Source organism: Synechococcus sp. R8-2 (assembly GCF_047461715.1).
GTDB lineage: Bacteria > Cyanobacteriota > Cyanobacteriia > Thermostichales > Thermostichaceae > Thermostichus.
Genome location: NZ_JANSHQ010000701.1, coordinates 1 through 1,686, shown reverse-complemented (window position 1 = coordinate 1,686; position 1,686 = coordinate 1). Strand labels below are relative to the sequence as shown.

At 55.5% G+C, this 1,686-nt stretch carries 3 protein-coding genes; all 3 read left to right on the top strand.

Annotation, left to right across the window (positions count from 1 at the left end; translation table 11 throughout):
- The first annotated feature begins 241 nt into the window (after positions 1-241).
- The gene (locus NW819_RS14025; RefSeq protein WP_414414124.1) at positions 242-763 is read left to right on the top strand and encodes a sigma-70 family RNA polymerase sigma factor; all 522 of its coding nucleotides are present in this window, start codon (positions 242-244) and stop codon (positions 761-763) included.
- Positions 760-1,110, top strand: a complete 351-nt coding sequence (locus NW819_RS14020; protein WP_414343942.1) for a hypothetical protein — start codon at positions 760-762, stop codon at positions 1,108-1,110. Before NW819_RS14025 ends, NW819_RS14020 begins: the two co-directional genes overlap by 4 nt.
- A gap of 97 nt (positions 1,111-1,207) precedes the next feature.
- Complete coding sequence (locus NW819_RS14015) at positions 1,208-1,630, top strand: Spy/CpxP family protein refolding chaperone (protein ID WP_414343944.1); 423 nt, start codon at positions 1,208-1,210, stop codon at positions 1,628-1,630.
- Positions 1,631-1,686 lie beyond the last annotated feature (56 nt).

Genomic DNA, 1,686 nt, shown 5'->3' with positions numbered 1-1,686 from the left:
TGGTCGCGTCGTCGCGTCAGCGCTGCGGAGCAATAATGCATGGGGCCATAAGGCTTTTCTCGTATAGCCCAGGTGTCTCACTCTAGCCTAAACGACCATATCTTGCTTGGCGGGAAGTGGAGGGCCATCGTAGACAGGGATCCTTTGAACCTTTTGGGGGCATTGGGAGTCAGACAAAGCAAGGTTGAGAACAAGGGAGCGTCCTCTCGTGCAGGCGGCAAAGGATACATCCGATTGGGAGCTGATCCAGCGCTGCCTCAACGGCGACAGCCAGAGCTTTCGCCAACTCTACCGCAAATACCAGCAGTCGGTACGGAATATCCTCTATCCCTTGTGTGGAGCCGATCTTTTGGATGACCTGGTACAGGAAGTGTTTATTCGTGCCTGGAAAGGGTTGCCTCGGTTTCGCGGCTCGGCCCAGTTTTCCACTTGGCTGTATCGCATCTGTTGGAATGTGGCCTCAGATCAGCGACGGCGCTGCGCCCGGCAACACTCCCAAACCCAAAACCCGGCTCTTAGATCGGATGTCGCTCACCCTGGCCCCGACCTGATGCACCTGTACTACCAACAGGCTCTACAGCGAGGCATGGCCCAGCTCAGCCCCGAACACAGAATGGTTCTGATTCTGCACGACCTAGAAGACCTGCCCCAGAAAGAGATTGCCGAGATTTTAAGGATCCCGGTGGGAACGGTGAAGTCCCGGCTGTTTCACGCCCGTGCCACCATCCGTCAACACCTACTTCAGGAGGGCATTACCCCATGAGTGAGCACCCCAACCCCCTAGCAGACGAGCGGCTGCGCCACTTTTTGCGTCAATATCGCCCCCTCCCTCCCCCTGCGGCCTCTGGGCTGGAGGAGCAGATCCTTCAAGTTGTGGCGACTCATCCACTTCATGGCCGGCTCAAGCACCCTTGGCGTTGGGTTGGCATCTCCCTTTTGGCGGGCGCTTTGCTGGGCTGGATTGGCTATCAGCGCTGGCAGGTACAGGTGGTGGCCCAGGAGACCGAAGCCCTAGAAAGTTTTTTGGTGAGCACTTGGGGAAGCTTGCTGAGCCCAGAGGGAACAGAAACCGAAACTTGGTGGATAGAACGCGATCCAGAGGGATCCTAAATCCATCAGCCTCACGAATATCCCCCTTCATTGACCATTACACCGCTGAGACTTCTGAGACCTTGGTCAGATTCTTAGAAAAAGCCTGCAAAGAACCATGAGAAATGCTTGGATTTGGATCCCCATTTTGCCACTCTACCTGGGATCCCTGGGTGAACCGGTGATGGGCCAACCCCGCCCCTTGCGAATGATGGATTTGCGCCGCCCCTTTGCTCGCAATTTGCGGGAGCTGAACCTCTCCGACGAGCAGTTGCGGCAATTGCAGCAGATCCGCCACCGCAAACAGGAAGAGTTGTTGGAGCGCATTTTGGAGTTGAGGGCAGCCCGCGGTCGATTGCGGGAGTTGCTGGTCGGCGATGCCCCTGAGTCAGAAGTGGCAGCTCAATTTCAGCGGGTACAACAGCTAAGCCAAGAAGTAAATGCCAAACGTTTTGAGGCAGTTCTGGAAATGCGACAGGTCCTCAGCTCAGAACAGCGGCAACACCTGCTGAAAATTCTCGAAGAGGCCGCTCCATTTTAATTGGATGGCTGGTTGGTATGAGCTGTTATGGTCATTTAAACAGGAATGAAACATTT